The sequence below is a fragment of the Carnobacterium sp. CP1 genome (assembly GCF_001483965.1).
GTDB classification, from domain to species: Bacteria; Bacillota; Bacilli; order Lactobacillales; family Carnobacteriaceae; genus Carnobacterium_A; species Carnobacterium_A antarcticum.
In genome coordinates, this window is sequence record NZ_CP010796.1 from 1,445,460 (window position 1) to 1,466,610 (window position 21,151).

21 protein-coding genes are annotated in these 21,151 nt (G+C 38.4%); 9 read left to right on the plus strand and 12 right to left on the minus strand.

What is annotated here, in order from left to right:
- Positions 1-13: 13 nt before the first annotated feature.
- Both NY10_RS06775 and NY10_RS06780 read right to left on the minus strand, forming a co-directional pair.
- Complete coding sequence (locus NY10_RS06775; RefSeq protein WP_058919254.1) at positions 14-886, minus strand: carbohydrate ABC transporter permease; 873 nt, start codon at positions 884-886, stop codon at positions 14-16.
- A gap of 101 nt (positions 887-987) precedes the next feature.
- The gene (locus NY10_RS06780; RefSeq protein WP_058919255.1) at positions 988-2,301 is read right to left on the minus strand and encodes an ABC transporter substrate-binding protein; all 1,314 of its coding nucleotides are present in this window, start codon (positions 2,299-2,301) and stop codon (positions 988-990) included.
- A gap of 226 nt (positions 2,302-2,527) precedes the next feature.
- Between NY10_RS06780 and NY10_RS06785 the strand changes: the two genes are divergently transcribed.
- Positions 2,528-2,947: a pyridoxamine 5'-phosphate oxidase family protein gene (locus NY10_RS06785; RefSeq protein ID WP_058919256.1), complete on the plus strand. Its 420-nt coding sequence runs from the start codon at positions 2,528-2,530 to the stop codon at positions 2,945-2,947.
- Positions 2,948-3,031: 84 nt separating this feature from the next.
- On the opposite strand, the gene pepF is transcribed toward NY10_RS06785, so the two are convergent.
- Positions 3,032-4,843 (minus strand): oligoendopeptidase F, encoded by a 1,812-nt coding sequence (gene pepF / locus NY10_RS06790; RefSeq protein WP_058919257.1) that lies wholly within the window; start codon positions 4,841-4,843, stop codon positions 3,032-3,034.
- A 231-nt stretch (positions 4,844-5,074) separates the two neighbouring features.
- On the opposite strand from pepF, the gene NY10_RS06795 reads away from it, so the two are divergent.
- The 4 genes from NY10_RS06795 to NY10_RS06810 all read left to right on the plus strand — a co-directional run bounded on the left by NY10_RS06795 (position 5,075) and on the right by NY10_RS06810 (position 8,392).
- Positions 5,075-5,815: an SDR family NAD(P)-dependent oxidoreductase gene (locus NY10_RS06795; RefSeq protein WP_058919258.1), complete on the plus strand. Its 741-nt coding sequence runs from the start codon at positions 5,075-5,077 to the stop codon at positions 5,813-5,815.
- Positions 5,816-6,103: 288 nt separating this feature from the next.
- Positions 6,104-6,898 carry an ion transporter gene (locus NY10_RS06800; protein ID WP_058919259.1) on the plus strand — a complete coding sequence of 265 codons (795 nt, stop codon included), beginning with the start codon at positions 6,104-6,106 and terminating at the stop codon, positions 6,896-6,898.
- A 175-nt stretch (positions 6,899-7,073) separates the two neighbouring features.
- Positions 7,074-7,406: a PadR family transcriptional regulator gene (locus tag NY10_RS06805; RefSeq protein ID WP_058919260.1), complete on the plus strand. Its 333-nt coding sequence runs from the start codon at positions 7,074-7,076 to the stop codon at positions 7,404-7,406.
- A complete protein-coding gene (locus NY10_RS06810) occupies positions 7,406-8,392 on the plus strand; it encodes a permease prefix domain 1-containing protein (protein WP_058919261.1) in 987 nt (328 codons plus the stop codon). Before NY10_RS06805 ends, NY10_RS06810 begins: the two co-directional genes overlap by 1 nt.
- Before the next feature lie 164 nt (positions 8,393-8,556).
- On the opposite strand, the gene NY10_RS06815 is transcribed toward NY10_RS06810, so the two are convergent.
- Complete coding sequence (locus tag NY10_RS06815; protein ID WP_058919262.1) at positions 8,557-8,937, minus strand: VOC family protein; 381 nt, start codon at positions 8,935-8,937, stop codon at positions 8,557-8,559.
- 457 nt (positions 8,938-9,394) lie between these two features.
- Here NY10_RS06815 and msrA point away from each other — a divergent pair, with 457 nt between their 5' ends.
- Both msrA and NY10_RS06825 read left to right on the plus strand, forming a co-directional pair.
- Positions 9,395-10,045 carry a peptide-methionine (S)-S-oxide reductase MsrA gene (gene msrA, locus NY10_RS06820; protein ID WP_058919263.1) on the plus strand — a complete coding sequence of 217 codons (651 nt, stop codon included), beginning with the start codon at positions 9,395-9,397 and terminating at the stop codon, positions 10,043-10,045.
- Positions 10,046-10,193: 148 nt separating this feature from the next.
- A complete protein-coding gene (locus tag NY10_RS06825; RefSeq protein ID WP_231726709.1) occupies positions 10,194-10,682 on the plus strand; it encodes an ECF transporter S component in 489 nt (162 codons plus the stop codon).
- An 87-nt stretch (positions 10,683-10,769) separates the two neighbouring features.
- On the opposite strand, the gene NY10_RS06830 is transcribed toward NY10_RS06825, so the two are convergent.
- The gene (locus NY10_RS06830) at positions 10,770-11,291 is read right to left on the minus strand and encodes a LapA family protein (RefSeq protein WP_058919265.1); all 522 of its coding nucleotides are present in this window, start codon (positions 11,289-11,291) and stop codon (positions 10,770-10,772) included.
- 407 nt (positions 11,292-11,698) lie between these two features.
- On the opposite strand from NY10_RS06830, the gene NY10_RS06835 reads away from it, so the two are divergent.
- Positions 11,699-13,363 carry a peptide ABC transporter substrate-binding protein gene (locus tag NY10_RS06835; protein ID WP_058919266.1) on the plus strand — a complete coding sequence of 555 codons (1,665 nt, stop codon included), beginning with the start codon at positions 11,699-11,701 and terminating at the stop codon, positions 13,361-13,363.
- 17 nt (positions 13,364-13,380) lie between these two features.
- Positions 13,381-14,610: a peptidase T gene (gene pepT / locus NY10_RS06840; protein WP_058919267.1), complete on the plus strand. Its 1,230-nt coding sequence runs from the start codon at positions 13,381-13,383 to the stop codon at positions 14,608-14,610.
- An 88-nt stretch (positions 14,611-14,698) separates the two neighbouring features.
- On the opposite strand, the gene NY10_RS06845 is transcribed toward pepT, so the two are convergent.
- The 7 genes from NY10_RS06845 to NY10_RS06875 all read right to left on the minus strand — a co-directional run bounded on the left by NY10_RS06845 (position 14,699) and on the right by NY10_RS06875 (position 21,143).
- Positions 14,699-15,559: a pyridoxamine kinase gene (locus tag NY10_RS06845; protein ID WP_058919268.1), complete on the minus strand. Its 861-nt coding sequence runs from the start codon at positions 15,557-15,559 to the stop codon at positions 14,699-14,701.
- 251 nt (positions 15,560-15,810) lie between these two features.
- Entirely contained in the window at positions 15,811-16,281 is a 471-nt protein-coding gene (locus NY10_RS06850) for an S-ribosylhomocysteine lyase (RefSeq protein ID WP_058919269.1), read from the minus strand.
- Positions 16,282-16,297: 16 nt separating this feature from the next.
- Positions 16,298-16,939 (minus strand): class I SAM-dependent methyltransferase, encoded by a 642-nt coding sequence (locus NY10_RS06855; RefSeq protein ID WP_058919270.1) that lies wholly within the window; start codon positions 16,937-16,939, stop codon positions 16,298-16,300.
- An 18-nt stretch (positions 16,940-16,957) separates the two neighbouring features.
- Positions 16,958-18,100 carry a bifunctional cystathionine gamma-lyase/homocysteine desulfhydrase gene (locus NY10_RS06860; protein WP_058919271.1) on the minus strand — a complete coding sequence of 381 codons (1,143 nt, stop codon included), beginning with the start codon at positions 18,098-18,100 and terminating at the stop codon, positions 16,958-16,960.
- Entirely contained in the window at positions 18,097-19,029 is a 933-nt protein-coding gene (locus tag NY10_RS06865; RefSeq protein ID WP_058919272.1) for a PLP-dependent cysteine synthase family protein, read from the minus strand. Before NY10_RS06865 ends, NY10_RS06860 begins: the two co-directional genes overlap by 4 nt.
- Before the next feature lie 531 nt (positions 19,030-19,560).
- Positions 19,561-19,899, minus strand: coding sequence for a thioredoxin family protein (locus tag NY10_RS06870; protein WP_058919273.1), 339 nt, complete (start codon positions 19,897-19,899; stop codon positions 19,561-19,563).
- A 146-nt stretch (positions 19,900-20,045) separates the two neighbouring features.
- Positions 20,046-21,143, minus strand: a complete 1,098-nt coding sequence (locus NY10_RS06875) for a diguanylate cyclase (protein WP_058919274.1) — start codon at positions 21,141-21,143, stop codon at positions 20,046-20,048.
- Positions 21,144-21,151 lie beyond the last annotated feature (8 nt).

A 21,151-nucleotide genomic window follows, 5' to 3' on the forward strand; every position in this document is an offset into this window, starting at 1 on the left:
AGACTGAAAACGGCTATTCCTTATTAGTGACTGCTAATTGAATGACCGATAGAATAGCGATGATCACTACCAGCGCCCAAGATAGCGTTGCTGAGTAACCAAAATTGGATGTGTAGACAAACGAATGATTATAAATCAGCTGAGCAGCTGTCAGTGTTTCATTGGAAGGCCCGCCGCCAGTCAAGTTGACTACTTCATCAAACAACTGAATGGTTCCAATCGTCGAGGTAATAGTAGTAAAAACAATGACCGGTTTAAGTTGCAGAATAATAACAAAGAAGAATTTTTGAAAGGCATTAGCACCGTCAATTGAAGCAGCCTCTAACGTTTCTGTTGAAATATTTTGCAATCCAGCTAGGTAAAAAATCATATTATAGCCAGTCCAACGCCAACACAATGCCATGATCACCGTTACTTTCGCCCAAAAAGGACTGTTGAGCCAATTGATTGGATCTTGAATCAACCCGATCGTCAGTAACATCTTGTTCACGATCCCACTGACTTGGAACATCATTTTGAATAATACTGCATAAGAAACCAATGACGTCACACATGGCAGAAAAAGAGCCAACATGAAAAAGTTTTTCCCTTTCAATTTTGGTGAATTTAAAATAAAAGCTAACAGCAATCCTAACACCAACATAATAGGCACCTGAAAAATTAAGTACGTAAAATTGTTCATCAAGGCTTTAACAAAAACTTTATCGTGAAACATGCGGATATAGTTATCAAATCCAGTAAAAACTGATTGGATTCCTTGCATATTATGAAAGGAGATATAAATGGAATAAAAAATTGGATACAATAAGAAAACACTTCCGAAAATCACCGCAAACACAATAAATTTCCAAACTTCCCGCTGTCCTGAGGATTTTTTAGGTTTCATAGCCGTTCTCCTTTCTCTTAGTTTGAAAACTGTCTTAATTAATAAAAAAACAAGCAGCAGACTTTTAAGCTAAAGAACAGCCGCTGCTCGTTCAACTAAATTTATTCTCCAACTTGCATATTGTAATACTCTTCCGCTTGTTCAAGCATTTCATCTAATGTCAGTTTGTCATCGAAATAATCCTGTAAAACAGATCTTAAAGCATCTACTGCTACGTTTGTATTTACACCGTAATCGACTCCTGGAATTTCAGCTGACCATTCAGAAAAGTCTTTGTAAATCTGCGCATCATTAAAATACGGGTCTTTGTATTGGTAGGCTTCCCCTGTTTGAGAAGGAATGTAAGTTCCGACTGCTCCTTTATCCACAAGGATTTCTTGGTAAAACTCATCATTGCCAGCAAATTCCGTTTTAAGGAAATCAATAGCGAGGTCTTTATTAGGCGAATCTTCTAGAACTGCCCAGCTAGAGCCTCCCAAATTTGAAAAATGAGTAGCGTTTTCTACTGTTTCCAGTTTCGGTATATTCGTATATGCCCATTTGCCCGCTTGGTCTTCTGCTGATTTAATGGTTGCCGAATACCAGACGGCTGAATTAACCGCTGCCACTTCTCCGCTGGTAACCGCTCCAATACCCTCTGCTGCAAAGTAATCGACTGGTTTTGCCAATTGGTTTTTTTCTATGTCTTTAAGAATGACGGCCATCTCTCTAATAACAGGATTATCTTTGAAAAATACTTTTCCCTGATCGTCAAAATACCAAAGTCCAGCAGATTGCATGGCCATTTGCATATAATGTGTCCCTCTGTTAGGAATGAAAGCCACGAACCATTTGCCGGTTTTTTCTTTTACATCTTTGCCGATTTGAACGAATTCTGACCAAGTCAAATCTTGCATATCTTCAGGCGAGTAGCCGGCTTCTTCCAAATAATCGGTCCTATAGTACAGTCCAGCTGAGCCAGAATCGAATGGAATGGCATAAACACCGTCATTATGCGTTACGGCATCGACCTTATACTGAGCAAACTCTTCGAAAGCGATATCATTTGATAATTCAGCAAATTTATCTTCATAGTTAATAAAAAAGCTTTGTGTATCATAATCTTCTATTAATACGATATCTGGTAACCCTTCCGATACACCCGATGTAAATCCAGAAACCATTTTTTGCTTGGTATCCTCATTAGACATCTCCACCACATTTACTTTAAAATCTTCATGTCCGTCCTTTTTGTAATACTCTCCGGCCATTTCCATAATCGGGATATTGAAATTTTTATCCCACGCCCAAACGGTCAACGTTGAATCGTCTGAGCCTGCTGACTGCTTTGCCTCATTCCCGCCAGAATCAGAACATGCTGCAAGCAAAGATAAACTTAATGCACTGTAAAGTAAAACTGCCCACTTTTTCTTCATATCCTTAACCTCCAAAGTAATTTTTTAGAACACCTTTATTTTTTGCACTTGTATTTTCTTCATAATAACACGTTTCGGCCTCCTAACATAAATGAAACGCTTTCATTCTTGACCAAACTTTTACTTCCCAAAATACCTCTGCTGTTAAAAACAACAGAAACCGTTTTCTTTGATTGAAAACGGAGCATATGCGATAATTGCGGTAATGAAGAATGGAGGTATTCTAATGGCAGATGCACGGGAAAAAGCACTAAAAATTATTAGCAAAAATAATATTGGTACGATGTCCACCATTTCTGACAACAAACCCGTTTCTCGTTACATGACTTTTTTTAACGAAGGTTTTGTTCTTTATACCCTTACAGACAAACGCACAGAAAAAGTTGAAGATTTAAAGAAAAATCCTAACACATTTGTTTTGCTAGGCTATGACACTGGTTTACTGCACAACCAATATGTAGAGATTGAAGGAAAAACGTCTCTTACAGACGACCAATCGTTAATCGAGCACCTTTGGAGTCCGTATATGAACCTTATCTTTGATGGAAAAGATGATCCCAATATTCTCATTTTACAAATCCAACCAGAAACTGTTTCTCTTAAAGGAACAAAAGATGCAGAAGTTATTTCTATCGATTTAAGTTAATTCCATTAAAAAGGGGACTGAGAATTTAATTCTCAGTCCCCTTTTTAATACTATTTTTATCCTGTAAAAACTTATTCAGAGCATTTATTCTTCGATCTCTCCACTTAACTCAATGATCTTGTTGACCGATTCATCTAAATAATGAATGGTATCATTCAAAGGTTTATCGGTCGTAATATCTACGCCAGCCTTTTTGGCTGCTTCAGCTGGTTTGTATTGGTCGCCCATTGCTAAAAACTCCAGCCATTCTGCAACAGCAGGCTGTCCTTCTGCTTTTATACGCAAGAATGCTTGTGTAGCAATCGTTAATCCAGCAGAATACGTGTAAGAATACAGTCCCATATAATAATGGATTTGGCGCATCCAAGTCAATTCAGCACCAGGATTGATTTCTACTGCATCTCCCCAGAATTGCTCTAAAACAGCTCGTTTGAGCTCGCTTAATTTCGCTGCATCAAAACCTTTGCCGGCATCGATCAATTTATAAACTTCACGTTGATAAGCAGCTTCCAATAAATGCGTAATAAAATTATGGAAATAAGTGTTTGTAAGCATATTGGTTAATGCAAAGCGCTCCATCCGCGGATGATCGCTTTTACGTGCTAAAGAATCTGTCAGCAGCAATTCATTAAAGGTTGAAGGAGCTTCAATTAAATAAAGAGATGGGTTCTCACCTAAAATAGAATTGTTTTCTGCAGCTAATAAGCCTTGTCCAGCATGTCCGATTTCATGGATAAACGTATAAACATCTGACAACTGGTTAGACCAAGACATCAAGATATACGGGTGTTTGCCATAAGGACTTGTACAAAATCCGCCCGTCGACTTCCCTTTGTTTTGCACAAAATCAACCCAACGTTCTGGATAAGCTTGCATTACTTTAGCGACATAATCTTGCCCTAACGTACTTAACGCATCCTCAACGATTTCTTTAGATTGTTCGACCGTTACTTCAACAGCATACTCGGGATCTAAATCGATTTTTAAATCTGCGTAAGTCATTTTATCCAGTCCACTGACTTCCTTAACATGAGTAATGTATTTTTGCATCACGGGTGCCAAGTCTTCCATGATCGTATCGATTTGCCGGTTGTATAAGTCTTGATCTACTTCTTGGTCATACAGCAAGTAATCAAAGACTGAATCAAACCCACGCATCGTAGCCATCGTTTTTTCTTTTTGGACTTGTGTATAATAAGCCTCTGCTACTACATTTTGGTAGTGGCTAAGCGTTTCTGAAAACTTGTCAAACGCAGCACGGCGAATAGCTGTGTCTGAATGGTACATATAATAATCTTCATATAATACAAAGCTCAGCGGGTACTCTTTTCCCGCTACTGTAAACGTTCCGAAATCCATATCCGCTAAACGAGCTTGCTCATATATGGCTCCTGCTGCATCTAATGTAGGTTCCAATTGTGCCAAAGCTTTTTCCACAGCCGGGTCTAATTGGATTTGTTTGTTTTCTTTCGTATGGCGAATATATGAGGCGAATTGCGGTACTTCTTGTGCAACTTGATCCAATACGCTTGCTTCGCTGCTCACCAGTTCCGAATCAAAAAAAGACAACTGAGCACTGATTTCTGCCATCAAATTGTTCATTTGACGAGAAAGTTCAGTATTAGCGGGATCGGTAATATCCGCTGATTCCGGCAGAAAAGCATAATGATGCGTCCAGGTCATCGTCTGCATAATGGTTTCATAGTCTTTCAAAGCCGCTATGATAGTTGCTGCATTTCCTAACTTGCCTTCATAATTTTTGCAGAACTGTTCAACGTTTCTTTTCATTTCGGCTACAGCCGCATCAAAATCTTCTCGAGTTTCGTATAAGGCTGTGAGGTCCCATGTTAATTCTTCTGGGACATCTGCCCGATTTTTTAATTCTTCTTGTGCCATGCTTATCCGCTCCTTTTTAGTTATTCTTGATTTTAACCTAATTTTAATCCTGTATAAACTAGTATAGCACTTAATGTGAAAACCTAAAGAATTAATTTGTACACAACAGGATTTTCGATTTCTAAGCGTTCTTTCCCCTCTTGGTACCTTAAACAGAATAATTCCTCCAGTTCTTGATTTCTAGTATACTGAATTTGGACAACATATTAACGACAAAAGGAGCATGGTAAAATGAGCAAATTAAAAGACAAAGTCGCAATTGTTACTGGAGCCACTTCTGGTATAGGGGAATCAACAGCAAAATTGTATGCTGCTGAAGGTGCAAAAGTCGTTGTCGTCGGCAGAAATGAAGAACGTGGAGCAGAAGCAGTTGCTGCCATCAAAGAGGCTGGCGGAGAAGCGATGTTTATTTCAGCCGATATGACAAAACATACAGAAGTTGAAGAATGTGTCGCTAAAACGCTGGAAAAATACGGAACGATCGATATTCTTTTTAATAGTGCCGGAATCCATGATGCTTATGACAATGCGTTAGAAACCGATGAAGAGTCGTGGGATAAACTGATGGCTATTAATGTAAAAGGTCCTTTCCTGCTTTCTAAAGCTGCTCTGCCAACGATGTTGGATAAAGGCAAAGGAACCATTATCAATGTCGGCTCGCAATCTAGTTTTGTCGCAGGCGCGGGCGGTGCAGCTTATGTGACTTCAAAACACGCCATTGTCGGTTTTACAAAGCAATTAACGTATGATTTTGGCAGAAAAGGCATTAAAGCTAATTTAATTGCTCCCGGCTTTATTGATACTGAAATGACTGAAGGCATTGATGACCCTAGACTAAAAGACATTCCTGCTGAACGTGCTGGTAAACCAGAGGAAGTCGCAGCATTGGCTTTGTTTTTAGCTTCCGATGAATCCGATTATATACAAGGCGCAGAAATAAAAATTGACGGCGGTTGGACTGTCGGCCGATGAACTATAACGGCTCTTTGTCAAATCGTGTTAGCGTCTCTGAGGGTTGGGATTTCAAGGTTGTAGAATCCAATCATTTCACTTACCAACACCAAAAATGATAGAACCACTGTAAACCAATAGATACCCTGCTATTCTAAAGATGGTTAGAATAGTAAGGTATCTATTTTTACTTAATTATTCTATTTTCTATAAAAAACCGTTTATATATAGCATAATCACTAGCAGACGAATTATAATAAAGCTTGACGTATGTTTTTAATAAAATCAGTGAAAACGAGGTAATTGAAGATGAAGAAAAAAAGGATTTTTGAAATTATTCAAATTGGGCGCGATACGGATATTTTAAGCAGAATATTTGATTTTACGATCGTTACAGCCATTTCAGCAAACTTAGTCCTCACTATTTATTCTACTTTCGATAGTTCCATAGATTATGCTGGTATCATTCATACGGTTGAAATGGCAACGGTTATACTGTTTACCATTGAGTATGGACTAAGAATATGGACGGCTAACTATCTTTATCCAAATACTTCAAAAAGCAGAGCTATCTTCAAGTATGCCTTTTCTTTTACAGGTCTTGTTGATTTTTTATCTTTTTTCCCTTTTTACCTGCCGTTCTTTTTCCCAGATGGCGCTGTAGCCTTTCGGATATTCCGAGTCGTCCGAATTTTACGACTATTTCGAATCAACCAATACTATGATTCGCTCAATGTTATTACAGATGTCCTTAAAAATAAAAAACAACAATTGATTTCATCTGTTTTTATTATTTTTGTTTTAATGACCGCTGCTTCATTAGTGATGTATAACTTTGAACATGCAGCCCAGCCGGATGTATTCACTAACGCTTTTTCAGGCTTTTGGTGGGCTGCCTCTTCATTGCTGACAGTTGGATATGGAGATATCTATCCGATCACTTTAGCCGGAAAATTATTTGGCATTGTTATTACTTTTTTAGGAGTAGGAATGGTTGCTATTCCCACTGGTATTTTGTCTGCTGGATTTGTTGAGCAGCTTACCACTGTGCAGGAACCAAACTCCATCCAGTATTGTCCTCATTGCGGAAAAAAATTACTGTAAACATCAAGCTTTCCATCCAGAAATAAACAACAGCCTAATCAAGAATCGGATTTCCTTTTCTGTTGGCTGTTGTTTTCTTTTTTATAGTTTTCTGCTGGTCATTTTACTTTACCTGTCGTAGTAAATAGAGTATACTTTAATTACTACGATAGATGAAGTAAAAGAGGGGATCAATTTGATATCAAGTGATGTCATGCGCGGCTTTAATAGTTTAATTATTTTGTCCATTTTAATGAAAGGGGATTCTTATGGTTATCAAATCTCAAATACCATTAAAGAAATAACCGGCGGAGCTTATGTGATGAAAGAGACGACATTATATTCTGCGTTTAATCGTTTAGAAAAACAAAAATTGATTCAAGCTTATTCCAGTACTGAAACGTACGGCAAACAACGGACCTATTACACCCTCACTCCCTTAGGCAAACAAACGTATTTTGATAAAGTAACGGAATGGAAGGAAACAAAAGACATCATCGACCAGTTTATCAAGGAGGAGAACCGCTAATGGATACGATTGTAAATTATGTTGACTCGATTTTTATAAACTTGCCGCAAACTCCAGAAATGTTCAGACTTAAAGAAGATATGCTGCTCAATATGGAAGAAAAATACAATCAATTGAAAGCAGAAAATCGCAGTGAGAATGAAGCTATCGGAACGGTTTTAGCTGAATTTGGCAATATTGACGAAATCATTGAAGCTTACAATTTGGAGACAGATGACCAAGATGAAGAAAATAACCATACCGTATTCTTATCTCATGAAGAAGTTGAAGACTATTTATCTCACCGCGCAAAATTCAGTTTAGGTATCGCAGCTGGAGTGTTCCTTTGTATTCTAGCCCCTGCTATTATGCTGCTGGTTCAAGAAGTTTCAAGCTTTTTACCGTTCATCAATCATGCAGCGGAGGATACGCTGATTATTTTCTCTCTCATTCCGCTATTCTTATTTATTGCACTTGCTGTTGGTTTGTTTGTTATTTTTGGAATAAAAGAACAGCAATATGAACTGACAGATCGAACGATTTCAATTGACTCAACTACTCGTTCAGAATTAAACAGTGAACTGAAAAACTTTAAACCGCAATTTGCCAAAGCAATTGCTTCAGGAGTCGTTCTTTGTATTATCGCTCCTATCGTTCTGTTGTTGTCGATTGTATTATTAGGCTACGATAATTATTGGTCGGTTATCTTTTTGCTTAGCTTCGTTGCTGTGGGTGTTTTCCTGTTCGTATTTTCTGGGATTATTCATGCAACTTATCATAAACTGTTGGCTATTGGATCCTATGCCCCTAAAAAAGTGGCTGCTGAGAAATTGATTGATACTGTAGCAAGTATTGTTTTTCCTCTTGCTGCGGCAGTTTACGTTATATCCGGCTTCCTTTTTAACACTTGGGGAACAGCTTGGATCATCTTTCCGATTGTCGGTATACTCTTTGCTGTTTTTGCTGCCGCATCCGAAAGCCTCGGCTCATTAAGACGCAGAAAATAACAGATAAATTCCACAAAATCGGTTCAAATAAAAGAATCATACCCTCCTAGAATACTGGAGTGATATGATTCTTTTGTTGTTATGCAAGGTTGAATTAGTTTTTACTGATATTGTCTCAGTCTTTAGGCCATCTTGCTTGAAGACTGCACCTGTTTCGAAAGTTATTAAACCGTTATTTCAATCAGATTTTTTTCTGGATCTTCTATTACGCTCTCATAATAACCGTCGCCTGTCAGTCGTGGTTGGCTTGTACATGTATAACCATCGCTGATTAGCTTATTGGTCAATTCATCTACTTTTTCTTTGCTTCCGACAGAAAAAGCGATATGTGCCCAGCCTAAAATTTCTGTTGATGACTGTTGGTTCACGTCTTCCCGCTCCATGATTTCTAAACGAGCCCCTTCTTTAAACGTAAGGAAATAAGACTTAAATTTTTTTATAGGATTATGATACAACTCATTTGATTGTGCTTCAAAATAAGTTTCATAAAATATTTTTGCTGCTTCCAAATCTTTTACCCATAGAGCCAAGTGTTCTATTTTCATAATGGATTCCATCCTTTATTAGTTTTTGTGTGAACTGCTGCTTATTTCGTTTGCGTTTCTAATAGATACTCTGCTTATCAGCTCTTTTATAACGACTGAACCGAAGCCTTTAATAAGCACAGTATACAAAGTAAACCCTTCCAAGTCAATGAGCTGACGACTTGCTTTTTTTCTGTTATGCTGAATAAACAATAGGGGTCGTTTAACTAGTGGTGCATTAAAAATGATGCTGCATAATCGGAGTTTTTCGGCCTCAGCCGAAAAGCACAGATGATCAACTGCTGGTTCAATTTGTTTACAAAAAGACATTTTAAATGATACTTGTCTATAAATCCAGTCCTTTAGAGTGGTCTTGAATCATCCATTAGAGAGGACTTTTTATTTTTCGCAGAGAAATCAGTCTGCTTTTTTGCACCACTAGTGGAATCATTTAAATAAAACCCAAAGGAGAATAGATATGACTGAACTAAACAGACAAGCTGCTACGATCGAACGAGCAACTTTGGGCATGGGTTGTTTTTGGGGACCAGACAGCCGCTTTGGCCAACTGCCTGGTGTTATCCGAACACGCGTCGGCTATGCTGGCGGCACGACAACTGATCCAACTTATCGAACGATTGGAGACCATACAGAAACTCTTGAAATAGAATTTGATCCTGAAATCCTTTCTTATGAAGAAATTTTAACGGTTTTTTGGCAAAATCATGATGCAGCAAAAGACCGTTTTTACAAGGAACGTCAATACATTTCGCTTTTGCTCTATCATAGTGAAGAGCAAAAAAGGATTGCCTACCAAATCAAAACCGAACAAGAGCAAATTTTAGGAAAAGAAATCCAAACAGAATTTCAACCCTACACTGTTTTTTATTGTGCTGAGCATCGCCATCAAAAGTATTTTTTGAGACGTTTTTCGAAAGCAATGGACTCTCTTCTACCTCTTTTTCCAAGCGACAAGGCTTTTGTCGATTCAACTATTGCTGCACGTTTGAATGGTTTCGTTAGAGAATTTGGTACCTTAAAAGACATAAGGGCAGAAATCCATCATTGGGGCCTTGATCCAGATAATGAACATGTATTGAAAGAACTACTGGAGAACATTAAATGGTAATTCAGTTTCTCTTTAAAAGCCGGCTGATCGAAGGAATCCCCTCTTTTGATACATGAATTCATTTAATTATAAAATATTTTTTAAAAAATATATGACAAGCGTAATGAAAACCGCTATGATAAGTGTATTGTTAAAAAAAAGGGTGAAGATGATGAGAAAAATTACAACTAAAGAAATTACGCTATTTGCATTATTGATGGCCTTAACGGTTATTATGACGATGATTATCCGAATACCAACACTGAATGGCTACATTAACTTAGGCGACATGGTTTTGCTTTTTACTGGTATGTTTTTAGGTAAAAAAGCGGGCTTTTTTGTCGGTGGTTTTGGAAGCGCACTGGCTGATATTTTGACCGGGTATGCTTACTATGCACCTTTCACCTTTATTGTGAAAGGGTTAGAAGGATTTATTTGCGGGTGGATCTTCAAAAAAACAGGTTATCAGAAACCAGCTTTTGCGACTCTTCCTGCAGGTCTTTTCATGGTTTTCGGTTACTTTATCGTTAGTTACTTGATGTATGGCATCGGGGGAGCCATCGCATCTATTCCAGGTAATTTGGTGCAAGGAATCGTAGGCGCTATCGGAGCTATTTTATTAGAAAAAAGCCTTGGAAAAAAGGTAATAAAGAATTAAAATATGTACTTTAAATACCTAAAAAGCTAAAGACCAGTGAGACAAACTTCCACTGGTCTTTAGCTTTTATAGATTGATCATCGTACATTATCTCTTATTCTTACTCGTTCTTGTTTGTTTTGTATCAGGCTCTATCCGGATACTATCGGTTACGTTTTCGCTTTTTAACTCTTGTTGATCAACATCAGCTTCTGCAAGTTTTGTGGTTGAAGTTTTCTGCTCGCTTTGTATGTCTGTAGTCGCTAGATGTTTATTCATCTCTTCTTCAAGACTGCTGACTTGTTTTTTTAATCCTTCAATTTCAGCATTTTTTTGTATCAGCTGTGCTTCAGAGTCTTGTTTAGCTTGATCGACCGCTTCTTTTTTTGATAGGTCTGCAACTCTTAGTTTATCTTCTTGTTCTTTCTTTTTTTCTCTATTCTTAGTTCCTTTTGAGAGTGCCAAAAGCCAAGCAATTAAAAGCCCTAAAACTAAAGCTCCTGCGATGACCGTCCAAACTGGCAAAGTGACTGACGTAAACCATAAACTGATCGGTACTAGCGGGTTCATATTCAAAGCAATAACCCCTATTGCCAATAAAAGCAACACTATCCCTATAATCGCGCCCATTTCCTCTTCCCCTTTCTTGAACCCTCTTGTTCGATTCACTACCCAAATTTTCTTACTGCTTACAATAAATTTGTATTTCCAGTAACAGCAGATTGGCTTCAGTGTCTTTTGAAAGTTGAAAAAGCTGCAGCTTCGAGATTGAACAAATAAAGATCTTTATGGTCCTTCACCAAATTTATTTCCCTCTTGGCTCTGTAAGCTAAGTATACTTTCTTTTTTTCATAGCGCCTAATAATAAGTATCTTGAAGCCTGGTTCTCTCTCTAACTTTGAATGAGACATAAGTTTTTAACATTAGCTTCTGTTATTTGTATTACCGACTTTTATTAAAAAAAGATAATAAAAAGGTTAATTTATTGACATAATAGTGTTAAGATAAAGCTACTTTTATTTTTAGGGGGCTTCAACATGAAAAAATTCAAAAAAAATCACTTCCTTTTTTCTCTCACAGTGTTAGCTGCTTTTTTGACCGCTTGCGGAGGAACAGAAAATCAGTCAGCAACCTCTTCAACCACTGATGAAGAAGCTGCCCATGCAGCAGAACAAACAATTTCAGTCGGTGTACTGAATGAGCTTTCTACCGGAGATACTTTACTGGTGTCCGATATTGGAACCAACACGGCTATGAGTCAATATTTAGAAGGCCTTTATCGTTTGGATGAAAACAATCAACCAGAGCCGGCGCTTGCTGAAGAAACAACCGTCTCAGAAGATGGCTTAACGTATCATTTCAAGTTAAGAGAAGATGCCAAATGGTCAAATGGCGATCCGGTAACGGCGCATGACTTTGTGTATGCTTGGCAACAAGCGGTCAATCCTGACAAAGCCGCTCCTTATTCATATATGTTCACTTCCATCGTCAACGCCGAAGCGATCATCAATGGTGAAATGGAGCCAGAAACGCTAGGTATCGAAGCTACCGGTGACCATGAATTAGAAGTGCATTTGATTGGTCCGGTATCTTACTTCCTCGGAGAAATGGCTTTCCTGCCGTTTTTCCCGCAGAACCAAGCTTTTGTAGAAGAGATGGGAGAGCGTTACGGAACCAGTAGTGAAACAACGCTTTACAACGGGCCTTTTACTCTAACCGGGTGGAACGGTACCAATCAATCTTGGAAATATGAAAAAAATGATCAATACTGGGATGCAGATAACATTATTTTGGACAGTATCTCGGTTCAAGTCATCAAAGAGGTTTCTACTGCCTTAAATTTATTTGAATCGGGGCAGTTAGATGATGCTATCCTTTCAGGTGAAACAGCTAAACAATATACAAGCCACGAAGCTTATGTAGTAGAGCCCGAAGCTCGTACTAATTTTTTAGAATTCAATTATACGGACAACCCTATTTTTTCTAACGCTGATTTAAGGGCTGCTTTTTCGCTGATCTTGGATCGCAACGAATTAGCTTCTACTATTTTAGGCAATGGCTCGATTGCGGCTGCTGCTTTTGTGCCGCATGATTTTGTCAGCAATGCCGATACCGGAAATGATTTTGCAGATGATGCCGGCGATTTCCTAACCTACGATCCTGAAAAAGCTAAAGAGCTGTTTGAGGCAGCTAAAGAAGAATTAAATATGGACAAGATAGAAATTGATTTAATCGCTGATGACGATGAAACGAGTAAAGTGGTTTCACAGTATATTCAAGGCGAATTGCAAAATAACTTTGATGGCTTGAAAATAAATTTGGTCAACATACCCAAAAACAATCGAATTGAAAAAGGACAATCTGGTGATTTCGATATCATTTTAGGCGGTTGGGGCGCCATTTTACCCGATGCTATCAACTTACTTGATATCCTAAATAGTGAAACCACATTTAATAACGGACCTTACAAAAACGAAAAGGTCGATCAGTTATTGAATGATGCTGAAACGGTAAACGCTAATGATCCAAATGCCCGCTGGCAAAATATGCTCGATGCACAAAAAATCATGTTGGAAGAATACGGCTTGATTCCTTTGTACCATACAGCGGAAGCTCATTTGCGCAACCCTAAATTAAAAGATGTAGAAATTCATTCCGTCAGCGGCCGTTACGATTACCGCCGTGCTTATGTAGCCGAATAAAAGGAGGAACTATCATTATGTACGAACCACTATTAAACCGTTTCATCGCTTACGCGAAAGTAAATACTCGATCAAATCCGCACAGTTCTACAATTCCGTCCACTCCTTCTCAAATTGATTTTGCTTTGAACTTAGCTGAGGAGTTAAAAAAAATCGGATTGGATGAAGTTGAATACAATGAAGACAATGGGTTTGTCACCGCTACTTTACCAAGTAATGTAGACAAAGATGTTCCCGTCATTGGTTTTCTTGCCCACATCGATACAGCTGATTACGCTGCTGAAAACATTCAACCACAAGTGCATAGAAACTATGACGGCAAGGATATTTTGCTGAATGAAGAACTGGCGATCACAATGACTGTGGCAGAATTTCCGCAATTAAAGAATTACGTTGGTCAAACCGTCATCACAACGGATGGAACTACCTTATTAGGTGCGGATGATAAAGCCGGAATGGCGTCCATTGTTTCCGCTATGGAAGAGTACATCAAACACCCAGAACGGCCGCATGGCAAAATCCGAGTAGCTTTTGGACCGGATGAAGAAATTGGTACAGGTGCTCTCTTGTTTGACGTAGAACATTTCGATGCTGATTTCGCTTATACACTGGACAGCGGTATCGTTGGAAAATTCGAGTATGAAACGTTCAATGCTGCGCAAGCGGAGATAACGTTTAAAGGTACGAGCGTTCACCCCGGTTCAGCAAAAGACAGTATGGTCAATGCTTTGCTGTTAGCAGCACAATTTGCGACTGCTTTGCCGCAAGAAGAAGTTCCTGAAAAAACGGAAGGTTATGAAGGATTCTACATGCTCTCTAGCCAAGTCGGAACGATCGACGAAGTCAAAGCTACTTACATCATCCGTGATCATGATAAAAGACTATTTGAAAATCGGAAGCGTCACTTCAAGGAATTGGTCGATCAGTTCAACAGCACCTTTGATCAACCACGTTTGAGTTTGAAACTGTATGACCAGTACTACAACATGCGCGATATTATTGAAAAAGATATGTACAGTGTTGATTTGGCTTTAGAAGCTTATCGAGAATTAGGCATTGAGCCGGACGTGAAACCTTTTCGCGGCGGAACAGATGGATCGATTATCACCTACAAAGGCTTGCCAACGCCTAATATCTTTACCGGGTCTGAAAACTTGCATGGCAAATACGAATTCGTTACATTGGAAGGCATGGAAAAAGCCGCTGATGTGGTCATGAAAATCATTGAATTAACCGCTGCAAAATAGTACTTGGTGATTGGTTAATTTAAACAAAAAAATCTTAAAACCCTAGCAACTTCCGAGAATTTTTTCGGGAATTGCTGGGGTTTTAAGTTTAATCTGTTCCTTCTCTCAACTGCTGCATCAAATAAAACAACTCTTTTTCGAAAACCACTCCATATAACGGATCAATTCCCTCTTGGATCGTCTGTTCAACAACTTTAGATACATAGTTTACCGCTACTTGAGCAGCACGCAGCAATGATTGCTGTTGAAACAAGAAGCCCGCGACCGTACTGGTGAACAAATCTCCCGTACCATCAAAATGTCCCGGGTAAACTGGTGCAAATGTATACTGGATCTTGACTGCATTCGTTTTTGAAACGATGGCTGCTCCAACGCTTGCTTCATTCAGCATCACACCAGATAAAATAATTTCTTTGTCTGTTAACTGCTGCAGTTGTTTGACCAACTCTTCCACTTCGCCTTTTTGATGAGGCTTTGTTAGATACGGTCGTCCCGTCAACAGGCACGCTTCCGTGATGTTAGGTATCAAGACATCCGCATAACTGCAAAGTTCACGCATGGCTTGCACATGCTGCTGAGTGTAGCCATCATACAATTGTCCTTCGTCTCCCATCACTGGGTCTAAAACGACCAATGCCTCTTCGGTAGTAAACTCTTTGATCACCTTTTGCATTAGTTCTATTTGTTGCAAAGTCCCTAAATACCCAATGACAATGCCGTCAAATTTAATATTCAATGAACGCCAATGCTCCAGAATCGCCAAGTTCTCAGCGCTTAAATCCAGAAAGGTATACTTTTCAAACTCTTTGCCGGTATGCGTGGAAAGCAAGGCAGTAGGCAAGACATTGACCCAATTTCCCAGACAGCTCAAAATAGGGACGGCTACATTCATTGAGATCCGGCAACTAGCTGAGATATCTTGGATGACTAAAATTCTTGGTTGCTTCACGCTGTTTCCCCTCTTCTGCAATATAATCTAGCTTTAGTTTAGCATACTTCAGCTGCTCTGCCGGATTTTTTTAAAAATTCTGCTATGTCCAACACTGAAGAATACGCCGCATTGAGGGAAGCAGTAGAAGGTAATCGGAAAAAAGTTTTGTGGTTTTAACGGTAATCTTTATGTCTATCTTTGATACAACTATTAAAAAACCGGTTTTATGTCTCACAACAAAATGACTGTTTCATTCGTTGCTTTTTATATTAGCCAATGGAAAACACGTTACTCCATTCATCTCTTTTAGACAAAAACTCTCTTGCCAACTGCTGTGCTCCTTCTAACGTATGATTTGCAGCCCAACCACATTGCTTTGGGTTGCTAGCTGGTACTTCAGTAGCTATAAGCACATCTTGCATCGTCTTTTCGATTACATTTAAAATTTCATCGTAATTATTGTGGTTGATCACCGTTAAATAAAAACCTGTTTGGCACCCCATCGGACCGAAATCAACGACATAGTCGGCATGGTTTCGAATCAGTTCAGCTGTCAAATGCTCCAACGAATGAACACACATCATATCCATGTGCTCTACATTTGGTTGTGTGAATCGCACATCATATTTTAAAATCAAATCACCGTTACGACCTTCTTTTTCTCCCGCAAGACGTACATAAGGGGCTTTTACTTTTGTATGATCTAAATTAAAACTCTCTACATTCATTTTTTTTGTCATATCCTAAACATCTCCTTTATTTTTTGGTTCCAGTCACTATCCAGACGTAATCATTCATTTGCTGAACATCCACATCAAAACCGGCTTCTTCAAAAAGCTGCTCCACCGTCGAAACAATAGGATAATACTCACGCTCCAAATCTTCAGCTAATCGATAAAAGTTCTGTTTCTTGGCTTCGTTAAGCTTTTGAAAAAATGCTGCTTTGGATTTAAACATCGTATCAGCAAAAACGACTTTTCCATTCTCTTCCAATTGGAGAGCGTAATCCTTTAGTACTAGAGCCTTTTCTTTATCTGTCAAATGATGGAAGACATAGGAACTAACCATTGTATCTATTGCTCTGTCAGGTTTTGGATACTTCTGCAAATCGCCATCTATAATTTCAAGTTCGGTTGGCAGTTTTTTTTGAGCTGCTTCCCGCATTTCCCTAGAAGGCTCAATGGGAAAAACCGTTTTTCCTGCTGCTAGCAATTTGAGCGTTAAATTTCCTGTACCGATTCCAAACTCTATGATGCTGTTCCCGCTTCTTGAAACAAGCTCATTTAATATCCTATCATAATTTTTAAAGACTTCCTGGTACTCTGGGTCTTTTCCTTCAACAAACTCATCATAATCTTCTGACCAGTCTGAAAAAATTTCTAAAAATTCTCTTCCCATAAACCAACTCCGCCTTCCTTAATCCATAGCCGCTAAAGCTTGTTCCAAATCAGCAATTAAATCTTCCTTATCTTCCAGCCCAACGGATAAACGAATCAATTCATCTTTAATACCTGATGCTAAGCGGACTGCTTTTGGAATAGAGCCATGAGTCATCAAAGCTGGGATCTCTATCAAACTCTCAACTGCTCCAAGGCTTTCTGCAAGGGTAATAACTTCAAGTTTTTCTACAAATTTTTCAACAGGATAGCCCGCTTTTAATTCAAAAGAAACCATACCGCCGAAACCACTCGCTTGTTGCTTGGCAATAGCGTGTCCGGCATGTGTTGCTAGACCTGGATAATATACTTTTTCGATTCCTGAATGGTTGTTCAGATACTCGACAATGGCTTGTGCATTTTTTTCGTGTTCTTCCATACGAACGCCTAATGTTTTAATACCCCGTTGCAAGATAAAACTATCTTGCGGTCCTAAAATCCCCCCAATAGCATTTTGCAGAAAGCCAATTTCATCCGCTACTGCTTCATTGTTGGTAGTAACCAAACCAGCAACAAGATCACTGTGCCCACCTAGATATTTCGAAGCACTGTGAACCACAATATCTGCTCCTAAAGTAAGCGGACGTTGGTAATAAGGAGTCGCAAACGTATTGTCGACAATTGCTAAAGCATCATGCTTTTTAGCGATAGCTGCCACCGCCTGGATATCGGTAATCTTTAGCAATGGGTTGGTGGGTGTTTCCAAAAATACAGCTTTTGTTTCTGGACGAATAGCGGATTCAATAAGAGCAGCATTACTGGTATCAACAGTTGTAAATTCTAATCCCAGACGAATTAAAACGGCATTGATCAACCGATACGTTCCTCCGTAAACGTCATCTCCAACGATAATATGGTCTCCTTCTGAAAAAAGAGAGAAAACAGTGTGTATTCCGGCTGAACCTGAAGCAAATGCAAAACCTCTCACACCTTCTTCCAAGTCGCTGATCAGTTCTTCAACAGCAAATCGTGTCGGATTGCCCGTTCTTGAATACTCATAGCCTTTATGTTTGCCGACTTTTTCTTGTTTATAAGTAGAGGTTTGGTGAATGGGCACATTAAGTGATCCCGTTGCTTCGTCATGGCTAATGCCCCCATGAATTAATTTTGTCTTCATTTTCATTTATTAGACACTCCTTCTTGATAAATATTTTTACTCATATAGCGTTCGCTGCTATCGGGAAAAACCGTTACGATAGTGCTCCCAGCCGGCAACTCTTGGGCTTCTTTCAGGCAAGCAGCAAACGCTGCTCCACTTGAACTTCCAACAAACACTCCATTTGATTCGGCAAGCTTTCTTACGTAGTAAAAGGCTTCTTCATCTGAAATCGTGTAAATTTTATCAATCAATTTTTGGTCCATAAAATCCGGAATAAATTCCATTCCTATTCCTTCCGTTTTATGACTGTGTGCCTGCCCTCCTCCCAATATGGATCCTTCTGGCTCAACAACACAAGCTACAGTTTCTGAATAGTGTTCTTTTAAATAGCGTGCAGTGCCAGAAAAGGTCCCTCCGCTGCCTGCACCGGCAATAAATACATCAATTCGCTTTGAACCTAAATCAAAAATAAGTTCCGGGCCCAGAGTTTCATAATAAGCTAAAGGATTCATTGGATTCTCGAATTGAGAAGGAAGATAACTGTGTTCCAGTTCAGCGGCTAGTTCTTCAGCTTTCTTAATGGCTCCTAGCATTCCTTGATTATTAGGAGTATGAACTATTGTTGCTCCTAGAGCTTTCATCAATATTTGTTTTTCTTGACTAAATTTTTCTGGAACAATAAAAATTACTTTCAAATTGTATTTTTGTGCTGCTAAAGCTAGCCCTATTCCAGTATTTCCAGCAGTCGGTTCAATAATAATGGTTTCACTATTGATCAATCCTTCATCGACGGCGCTTTTCAATAATTTTATTCCCAATCGGTCTTTAACGCTGCCGCCTGGATTAAGCATTTCTAACTTAGCAAATATTTTCGTGTTTTCCGGTAGGTCAAATCCCTGGATTTCTAACAAGGGTGTATTGCCTATTAAATCTGTGATTTTTCTGACTAACATCTCTTAACTCCTCTCCTTATCTTAAAAAAAGGTACAAAAAAAAGTGCATGAGTATAGACTCATGCACACAGAAAATCTCTCTTTAAATCCAGCTGGTTTTTAAACTGAAACCCTTTTCATCCATTCCATAGAAAGCTGGGTAAACTAAACCACCATAGCTGTCTATTCTCGAAAACACAAAAAGTTAAGTCAGTAAATCAGAAGCCAATTCAAAAGATCGTAACTGTTCACATGAGCGATTCATACAACATAGACAACACAACACATTTTTACAGTTCATCTTTTTCATCTCGGCTTCCTCCTCTTGTTTTTAATCTTTTTTGGTAAAAGTAGATTCATTGTAACAGCCCTATTTTACCTTGTCAATTTAATTTTATCGCTTAGGTTATTCTTTAACTTATTCTCTTGCTTCTTTCATTTGCCTTTATAGCTGCTAAACAGATAGTTGTTTCTTTTTTAAAAAAGTGTAGTTGCCTTCAATTGACTTAAATTTTTTCTTGGATCAATAACTAACAATAAAGAACGAATTTCTTACAGTTGCTCATAATTTTCAACGACGCGCTGGAATTGATCATGCAGATTATCCGTAACGACAAAACGCGCTTCTCGGACAACTTCTTTATTATCAGCAAACAAAAGCAAAGCAGGAACAGTAAATACTGTGAATTCACTTGCAATTTCAGGAACTTTATCTGCATTTACTTGAATGGGTTTGATCATAGGAAATTCTACTAACATTTCTTGAACTTGAGGTTGAACGGCATGACAAACGCCGCAATTCTCTCTTGAAATGTATACAAATGCCAATGGGTTTTCATCAATGAAGTTTCTGACCTCGTTAATAGAGGTTGCTTGAGGAAAAGTGTTCATCCTTATCGCCGCCTCTTTTCTTTTCACTATTAATTATTTAAAGTGTACTTTTTAGAATCCCTTAACTTAGACTCAATTTTTTCAAGTTTAACACTATTCCTATTGATGAGACAAATAAAGCTTCTCTATAAGAGTAAATCACACCCCTACTCACTTTCCATTGTTGCTCCAATTACTTTGTTTCTTCCTTGGTCTTTAGCCATATATAAGCACCGATCGGCTAAGCGGAACAGCTTCTTCATGTCTTTTTGTTGGGCAGAAGCAGCCAAACCTATGGATATGGTTATATGGATACCGGCTCCATTTTCTAATAAAAATTCTGTGTCTGCCACGCTAGCTCTGATATTTTCAGCTATGGCTTCTTGTTCTGTATACGGCAAATCGTTTAAAATCAAACAAAATTCTTCTCCGCCAACACGGTAAACAAGTTCATTGTCGGGAGCTCCTATTTTCAGAATCGTTGCTAATTGCCGCAAAATAAAATTCCCATTTGCATGACCATAAGTGTCGTTGATCCATTTAAAATGATCAATGTCCAACATTGCAAACGCAGTCGTTGCAATCGAGTGGTCAGCTTGGATCATTTTCCATTTTTTATTAAATTCTCTCATATTGTATAAACCAGTCAAATAATCCATTTTTGCATATTCTTGTTCTTTCAAATATAAATGCAGATTTTTTATCAAATCTTCAATAAAAGCTGTTACTGTAATCGTTACAATACTGGAAAGAATCAATAAACCTAGGCAAATAAGAGCACTCAATAAAAAGTCGTCATATAAAAAGAACAAGTTTATAGTGATCGTTGACACACAAACAGCATTGAGGAGCAGCAAGACGGCATATTTATTTAACTGTTTCGTTAGTCTCTTACATACGATTGGCAATACTAATCCCAGTACAACGTACATTATCGCTGTTCGGATTGAAGTAGTATTTATTCCCCAAAACAGACGCAACGCTGCCATCAAAAAAGCTGTCGGAACAGAAACTGAAGGGCCAAAATAATAAACCAGAAAAATTAAAATAACGTGTCTGAAATCCATAATAACTTCTTCAGGCAAATCCACTGAAAAAAGCATTAAAATAAAACTTGTTATACTAGATAGCCCAATCATCAACAGCTTTTGTTTTATATTCAACGTGTACGTTTTCTCTTTTGGAATCAACTTAACGAATACATAAGATACCGTAGTGAGAATCGAAATATTGGCAATAATATTTAAGAGAATAGATGACAGCATAATAAATT